The sequence below is a fragment of the Actinomadura sp. CNU-125 genome (genome assembly GCF_001942465.1).
In the GTDB taxonomy this organism is placed as follows: Bacteria; Actinomycetota; Actinomycetes; order Streptosporangiales; family Streptosporangiaceae; genus Spirillospora.
In genome coordinates this window covers 1-7,291 of sequence record NZ_MKJY01000271.1, presented here as the reverse complement: position 1 = coordinate 7,291, position 7,291 = coordinate 1, and the positions used below count along the sequence as shown (strand labels likewise).

The window sequence follows — 7,291 nt, the reverse complement described above, 5'->3', positions numbered from 1 at the left end:
CCCCACGCAGGAACCGGCGGACGGCAAGTCGGCGAAGCCCGGTCCGTCGAAGAGACGAAGAACACGAAGCCGACGGAAGGCACGAAGTCCGAGAAGCCGGGCAGCGGGGGCGGCACGCAGCCGACGCCGGGGCAGAGCACCGGCACCGGAACCGGGACCGGCACCGGAGGAGGCGGCGGAGACGGGGGCGGCGGCTCCGACCCCGAGCCCGAACCGGCGAACAAGTACACGCCGCAGCAGGCGTGCGGCGGCGGCTACTCGGTCCTGCGCTCGATGTCGGTGTCGGGCGGACGCGCCTACCTGCTCTACAGCAACTCGACGAAGAAGAACTGCGCGGTGACGATGAAAACCCAGAACGTGGGGAAGAACTCGTCCGTTTCGACGTTCGTCCAGGCGCAGGGCGGGAGCCAGGTCTCCGACGGCGGGTCGTTCGCGTGGTACGCGGGTCCGGTCTACGTGCACGCGCCGGGCGTGTGCGTCCGGTTCGGGGGCAACGGCGGCGTCTCGTCCTACGGCAACTGCGGCTGACCCACTACGGCTGACAGGCTACGGCCGGCCTACTGCGCGCGGACACGAGAAAAGGCCGCCTGCCAGGGCGGCCTTTGCCTGCTGCCACCGGAACCTGCACGTGGCGGACGGGTCGACGTTCGACGAACTGCGTTGCCGACCCGCCTGCACTTTCGACGAACCGCATGGGGGTGATCCCGGGAGCGGGATCATGCGGGGTTGGGTTGCGGTCTCGAGAGGTTCCGGTAGCGGGTACGAGTCCGGGTGCGGACTAGTTGCGGGACACGATCAGATGATCGAAGTCGCCGTCCTTCGCGCCCAGGATGAGTGCTCGATCTCGGGGCGGGTGTAGATGAGGGCCGGGCCCTCGGGGTGGCGGGAGTTGCGCATCGCGACGCGGTCGCCGGGAAGTTCGGCGATCTCGACGCAGTTCCCCTGGGAGTTGCTTCGCCGGGACTTCAGCCAGCGCGCCCCCTCGAGCGCGGTCGCGGGCATCCCGTTGTCGTAGTAGTCGTTCTGACCGGCCGTGAAATGGCCGTAATCGGTCTGGAGCATCATGTCTCTCTGAGAAGATCACCAAGAAGCTCGACGGTGCGTTCCGGGGTCGCACTGTCGACGCAGAGGCGTTCCATCGCCTGCAGATAGGTGTCGACGTCGTCGCGCTTGTCCAGGTACATCGCGCCGGTGAGGTTCTCGACGTAAACCACGTCCGGCAGATCCTGCTCGGGAAAACGCAGGATCGAGAAGGCCCCTCCCTCGGCGGCGTGGCCACCGAACCTGAACGGCATCGTCTGGATGGTGACGTTGGGCAGCTTCGACATCTCGATGAGATGCTCGAACTGGCCCCGCATCACCTCCGGACCGCCGATGGGACGCCGCAACGCACCCTCGTCCAGGACGGCCCACAGGCGCGGCGCGTCCGGGCCCGTGAGGCGCTCCTGGCGTTGCAGGCGCAGTTCCACGCGCTGGTCGATCTCTTGTTCCGCGGCACCGGCGTTACCCAGGCGGATCACCGCACGCGCATACCCCTCCGACTGCAGCAGTCCCGGGACGAACTGCAGTTCATACGTGCGGATCAGCGCCGCCGACTCCTCCAGACCGACGTACGTCTGGAACCAGCCGGGCAGGACGTCGTTGTACCGGTGCCACCAACCGGGGGTGTTGGCCTCCCGCGCAAGCTGCAGCAGGGCGTCGCGTTCGGACTTCGCCGAGACGCCGTACAGCGAGAGCAGGTCGTCCACGTCTCGTTCTTTGAAGCTGACCCGCCCGAGCTCGAGGCGGCTGATCTTCGACTCCGACGCGCGGATGACGTAGCCGGCGTCCTGCCGGGTGACGCCCTTCGCCTCCCGCAGGCGACGAAGCTGCGACCCGAGCAGGATCCGACGCACGGTCGATCCGCTTCCCGGCGTCTCTGAAGTCACGCCCAACCTCCCGGCTTCACTGGCGGACAGCGAACCTAGTGTGCCACTGACCTCCGTGTCCTGCGGTTACCTCCGATCGACAGGGCCCGTCCAAGTCGTCTCACTCCCCCCACAACCCGGATGCACGTGCATTGGGCCTTGCATTCGCACGCTACGATGCGCAGGATAACGCACGAGACTTCCGAGCCACGGCTGCACAACGAGAACACTCTGCGGGGTCCCGGGAATGACGTCACGCCACGCGCACGACGACACACGGTGGGAGCTCGGCCCCGTCGTGGGGCCGACAGGCCCACAGGACCATGCCGTGCATTCGACACCCGTACCGGAGTCCTCCGACCTGCACCCACGCCTCGACCGGGGCCTGGCGGCGCTGACCGAACTGACCGGTCCCACGGTCTCCTTCACCGTCGCGCCCGACCCCGAGTCCGTCACCGACGCGCGCCACTTCGCCCTGTCCCGGCTCGACGAGTGGGGCCTGTCGGACCTCGCCGACGACGTCGGCCTGGTCGTCTCCGAACTCGTCACCAACGCCCTGCGGCACAGCGGCGGGGCATGGACGGGCGAGCGCCGCACAGGCGACGCCGTCCACCGCGAGGACGCGTCCGGCGCGGCGCCCTTCGGGGCGACCGAGTACGGGACGGACGCCTACGGGACGGACACGTCCGGGACGAACGCGCACAGAAGCGGCGCCTTCGGGTCGGGCACGTCGACCGCATCGGCCACCTCCGGTCCGTACGGATCGAACACGCTCGGGACGGGCGCGTTCGCCGACGCCGCCGGCGACTCCGGTGCCGTCGGCGCGGCCGGCGGCGCGGACCCGCTGGGCTCCGCACCGTCCGCGATCCGCCTGCGGCTCGTCCACGAGGGTCCCTGGCTGCTCTGCGGGATCCTGGACGCGAGCCGTTGCGCGCCGCGCCGCAAGGAGCCCGACTACATCGCCGAGACGGGCCGCGGCCTGCACCTCGTCGAGTCGTTCAGCGTCCGCTGGGGCTGGCGCACCCTCGCGCGCGGCAAGGTGGTCTGGGCGCTGTTCCGCGCGGAACCGCAGGGGCTGTAGGGGCCGCGGGGGACAGAGGGCATGGGGACATTCCGAATGATCCGGGTATGAAACGCTCCGAGGGGAATGCCCGGTAACAGCCGGTAGGCAGGACCGGCAGGGACGACCGCAAGGAGGAGCACCGGTGGAGTTCGCCGTCGCGCACCGCGAGGAGAAAGACCTCACCGTCGTCGAGATCAGCGGCGAGATCGACGTCTTCACCAGCCCCCGGCTGCGGGAGGAACTGCTCGGCATCATCGACGCCGGCGGCCTGCACCTGGTGATCGACCTGACCGAGGTCACCTTCCTGGACTCCACGGGGCTCGGCGTGCTCGTCGGCGTCTACCACCGGCTCCGCGCCCGCGACGGCTCGATGTCGTTCACCGGTGTCGGCGACCGCGTCCGCCGCGTCTTCCACGTCACCCAGCTGACCAAGATCTTCGTGCTCCACGCGTCCCTGGAGGACGCCATCGCGGCCCACGGGTCACAGGCGTCCTGAGAAGTTATCCACAGGCGCGGACGGTCGGATTCGGCGGGGCCGCGCAGCCGGTACGGTGGCACAGAGATCAAGCCCGCGGCCGTGTTCAGAAAGGGCCCGTCCCGCCGACGCGCGCGGTGCTGTCCGCCAACCGATACGGACGGGAGCGCTCCGTGGCAGAACAGCCGCTGCATGAGCACACGCTCGGCAATGGCCTGCGCGTCGTGGTCTGCGAGGACCATGTCGTACCGCTGGCCGCAGTGAACCTCTGGTACGGCGTGGGGTCGCGGCACGAGCGGGCCGGCCGCACCGGCCTGGCGCACCTGTTCGAGCACCTGATGTTCCAGGGCTCGGCGAACGTCGCCGAGGGCGAGCACGCCGCGCTGCTGGAGAGCGCGGGCGCCTCCTTCAACGCCAGCACGTCGTTCGAGCGCACCAACTACTACGAGACCGTCCCGGTCAGCCACCTGGAGCTCGCGCTCTGGCTGGAGGCCGACCGGATGGGGACGCTGCCCACCGCGCTCACCCAGGCCAACCTCGACAACCAGCGCGACGTGGTGAAGAACGAGCGCCGCCAGAGATACGACAACCAGCCGTACGGGACGGCGTTCGAGCGGCTGTGCGCGCTGACGTTCCCCACGGGGCACCCGTACGCGCACACGCCGATCGGCTCGATGGACGACCTCGACGCCACCACCCTCGAAGACTGCGCCGACTTCTTCGCCACCTGGTACGCGCCGGGCAACGCGGTCCTGTCCGTCGTCGGCGACGTCGACCCGGAGAAGACGATCGCGGCCGTCGAGCGGTACTTCGGCGGCATCCCGTCCGGTCCGCAGAAGCCGCCCGCGCGCAGCGGCGACCTCGGCCCGCTGGGCGAGATCCGGGGCGAGACCCTCGACGAGGAGGTCCCCTCCCCCGCCTACTTCGCGATGTTCCCGCTCCCGACCGACGGCGGCGACGACGCCGAGGCGGCCGAGCTGGCCGTGGAGATCCTCGGCGGCGGGTCCGGTTCGCGGCTGTACGACCGGATGGTCCGGCGCGACGAGATCGCCACCGAGGTGTGGGCGGGCGTGACGCGGCTGGCGTCCGGGCCGTCCCTGGCGATCGTCGACGCGATCGGCCCCGACCCGGAGAAGATCGCCGCGGTGCTCGACGAGGAACTCGCCCGGTTCGCCGCCGACGGGCCGGACGCCGACGAGACCGCCCGCGCCACCGCCCAGGCCGAGCGCGGCTTCCTGGAGCAGACCGAGACGGTCACCGGGCTGGCGAACGCGCTGTCGCAGAACGCCACCCAGTTCGACGACCCCGCCCGGGTCTTCACCGCCCCCGGCCGCGCCGCCGCGGTCACCGGGGACGCGATCAAGGAGATGGCGGGCCGCTGGCTCGCGCCCGGCGCCCGTACCGCCCTGACCTACGGAGGCACGCAGTCGTGACGCAGACCCCGGGCCTGAACCTCGCGCCCCGTCCCGTCCCCGGGCCCGTCCCGGCGTGGGCGTTCCCCGCCGCGGCCGCGGGCCGCGTCCCGGCCGGTCCCGGGACGCTCCGCTGCGACCTGCCCGCCGCCGTCTCGCCGCCGTCCGGCTGGTGCTGCACTCCGGTGCGGGCCGCGAACCGGCCGGCAAGGACGGCGTCGCCGCGCTCACCGCCCGCGCCCTCCAGGAGGGCACCGAGCCCGGCGGCGGCACCGCGCTGACCGCCGCGTTCGAACGGCTCGGCGCCAGCCTCTACACCTTCGCCGACCTCGCCGCCCTGCGGATCGGGCTGGACGTCCCGGCGACCCGGCTCGGCCCCGCGATGGAGCTGCTGTCGTCGGTCGTCCGGCGGCCCGCGCTGGACGACGCCGACGTGCGGCGGCTCGTCCGCGAGCGGCTGGAGGACATCGCGCAGGAGGACGCGAGCCCGGCGTCCCGCGCGATGCGCGAGCTGCGCGCCGTGATGTTCCCGGCCGAGGCGCGCGCGTCCCGTCCGACCGGCGGCGGCCGCGCCTCGGTCGAGGCCCTCACCGGCGCCGACGTCCGCTCCTTCTACGCGTCCGTGGTGCCCGCCGAGGCCACCGCGGTCGTCGCGGGCGACCTCACCGGGATCGACGCCGACGCCGCGCTCGCCACCGCGCTCGAAGGCTGGACCGGCACGCAGGGCCCGCTCCCGCAGGCCGACACCGTCCTGCCCGAGTCGGCGCCGCGGATCGTCATCGTCGACCGTCCCGGTTCCGTGCAGACCTACCTCGGCTTCGGGCACGGCATCCCCGACCGCTCGCACCACGACTGGCCGTCCCTGACGGTCGCCGCGCACGTGCTCGGCGGCGGGCTCACGTCCCGGCTGAACACCGTCCTGCGCGAGGAGAAGGGCTACACCTACGGGATGCGCGCCGGGCTGCTGCGGATGCGGTACTGCGGCCTGTTCGTCGCGCAGGGCGCCGTGCACACCGAGGTCACCGCCGACGCCGTCGCCGACGCCCTCACCGAGCTGCGCGGCATCGAGTCCCGCGGCATCGACGCGGACGAGCACGGCGCGTCCGTCCGGGCCCTGGCCGACCGGGCGCCCGCCGAGTACGAGACGCCGTTCGCCATCGCGACCGAGCTCGCCGACGCGTCCGCGAGCGGCCTCGGCGCCGACTACCCCACCCGGTACCTGGAGGCCGTGCGGGCCTCCACCCCGGACGGCGTCGCGCGCACCTACCGCAAGCACGTCGACCCCGAGGCGCTGACCGTGATCGCCGTCGGCGACGCCGAACAGATCCGGGAACCGCTGGAGAAACTGGGTTACGCCTCTGTCACCGTCACCTCGAAGGAATGACCCGTTTCCCTTAGGGTGCCGTTGTCGGGTGAAACCGCGTAATGGCGCGTTCCGTCTGACATGTGCGGGGAATCCGCGCCTGTGCCACGAGAGAGGAACGGCCGGTGTCCTACGGGCAGCCCCACGGGGGCATGGCGGGCGGCGGCGGGCCGTCCGTCGACACGATCCTGTCGGAGCCGAACTGCAAGCCCGGCGGAGTGATCGCGGGCACGGTGCACGTGCGCGGCGGGGGCCGTCCGGTCGACGTCCGGCACGTCACCCTCGCGCTGATGCCGCGCATGCAGAACGGCTACGGCGGCGAGACCGCCGGGCCGGAGGTCTACCGGGGCGCGCTCACCAGGTCGTTCCGGCTGGAGACCGGGCAGCAGCGCGACCTGGCGTTCTCCATCCCGCTCCCCTACGAGCTGCCGTTCACGACCGTCCTCGGGCGGACGCTGCCCGGCTTCACGATCGGGATGTGCACCGAGGTCGACGCGGTCGGGCAGCCCGACCCGGGTGACGTCGACCCGATCTCGGTCGAGCCCCTCGAATCGCAGCAGTGGGTGCTCGCCGCGATCGCGCAGCTCGGCTTCAAGATCGGCAACGTGACGTTCGAGTCGTCGCGGCTGCGCGGCGTCTCCCAGCAGCTGCCGTTCCACCAGGAAATCCACATGTCGCCGCCGTCCCAGTACCGGGGACGGCTCGGCAAGGTCGGGCTCAGCTTCGTGGCGAGCCCCCGCACGATGGCGTTCGTGCTGCGCGCCGAAGACCGCACCGCCCCGTCCGACGACTCGTTCGGCGCGTTCCAGGTGCCGCACGCCGAGGCCGCCGAGACCGACTGGCAGCGCAAGATCGTCCAGTGGCTGGACGCCGCGACCGCGCTGCCCCCGGCCGCCGCGCAGGGCCACGCGCACGGGCCCGCGCCGTCCCCGTCCGGCGGGGCTCCGCTGCCGCCGCCCGGCGGCGCACCGAACTACTCGCCGCCGCCCGCCGGGCCGTCCCAGGGCGGCTACGGTCCCCCCGGCAACGCGCAGTTCCCGCCCCCCGCGCCCGCACCGGGCCAGCGCCCGC

The 7,291-nt window shown here is 72.0% G+C and carries 6 protein-coding genes and 2 pseudogenes; 6 read left to right on the top strand and 2 right to left on the bottom strand.

Annotated features, from left to right (window positions below; all coding sequences use genetic code 11):
- Nucleotides 1–528, top strand: a pseudogene (locus BJF79_RS55950) (serine/threonine protein kinase); the annotation flags it as partial.
- Nucleotides 529–778: 250 nt separating this feature from the next.
- On the opposite strand, the pseudogene BJF79_RS28115 reads toward BJF79_RS55950, so the two are convergent.
- Together BJF79_RS28115 and BJF79_RS28110 are read right to left on the bottom strand one after the other, a co-directional pair.
- Nucleotides 779–1,065, bottom strand: a pseudogene (locus BJF79_RS28115) (DUF397 domain-containing protein).
- The gene (locus tag BJF79_RS28110) at nucleotides 1,062–1,895 is read right to left on the bottom strand and encodes a helix-turn-helix transcriptional regulator (RefSeq protein ID WP_316043457.1); all 834 of its coding nucleotides are present in this window, start codon (nucleotides 1,893–1,895) and stop codon (nucleotides 1,062–1,064) included. Before BJF79_RS28110 ends, BJF79_RS28115 begins: the two are co-directional and overlap by 4 nt.
- Before the next feature lie 340 nt (nucleotides 1,896–2,235).
- Between BJF79_RS28110 and BJF79_RS65850 the strand changes: the two genes are divergently transcribed.
- The 5 genes from BJF79_RS65850 to BJF79_RS28080 form a co-directional block, all read left to right on the top strand.
- Entirely contained in the window at nucleotides 2,236–2,988 is a 753-nt protein-coding gene (locus BJF79_RS65850; protein WP_316043456.1) for a hypothetical protein, read from the top strand.
- Between the two features lie 124 nt (nucleotides 2,989–3,112).
- On the top strand, nucleotides 3,113–3,466 hold the full coding sequence (locus BJF79_RS28095) for an STAS domain-containing protein (protein ID WP_075901865.1): 354 nt from the start codon (nucleotides 3,113–3,115) through the stop codon (nucleotides 3,464–3,466).
- 152 nt (nucleotides 3,467–3,618) lie between these two features.
- A complete protein-coding gene (locus BJF79_RS28090) occupies nucleotides 3,619–4,878 on the top strand; it encodes a M16 family metallopeptidase (protein WP_075901867.1) in 1,260 nt (419 codons plus the stop codon).
- A 55-nt stretch (nucleotides 4,879–4,933) separates the two neighbouring features.
- Nucleotides 4,934–6,241 carry a M16 family metallopeptidase gene (locus tag BJF79_RS28085; protein ID WP_262402690.1) on the top strand — a complete coding sequence of 436 codons (1,308 nt, stop codon included), beginning with the start codon at nucleotides 4,934–4,936 and terminating at the stop codon, nucleotides 6,239–6,241.
- A gap of 104 nt (nucleotides 6,242–6,345) precedes the next feature.
- Nucleotides 6,346–7,291: sporulation protein (locus BJF79_RS28080; protein WP_143220226.1), on the top strand; the 946-nt coding region annotated here is incomplete at its 3' end.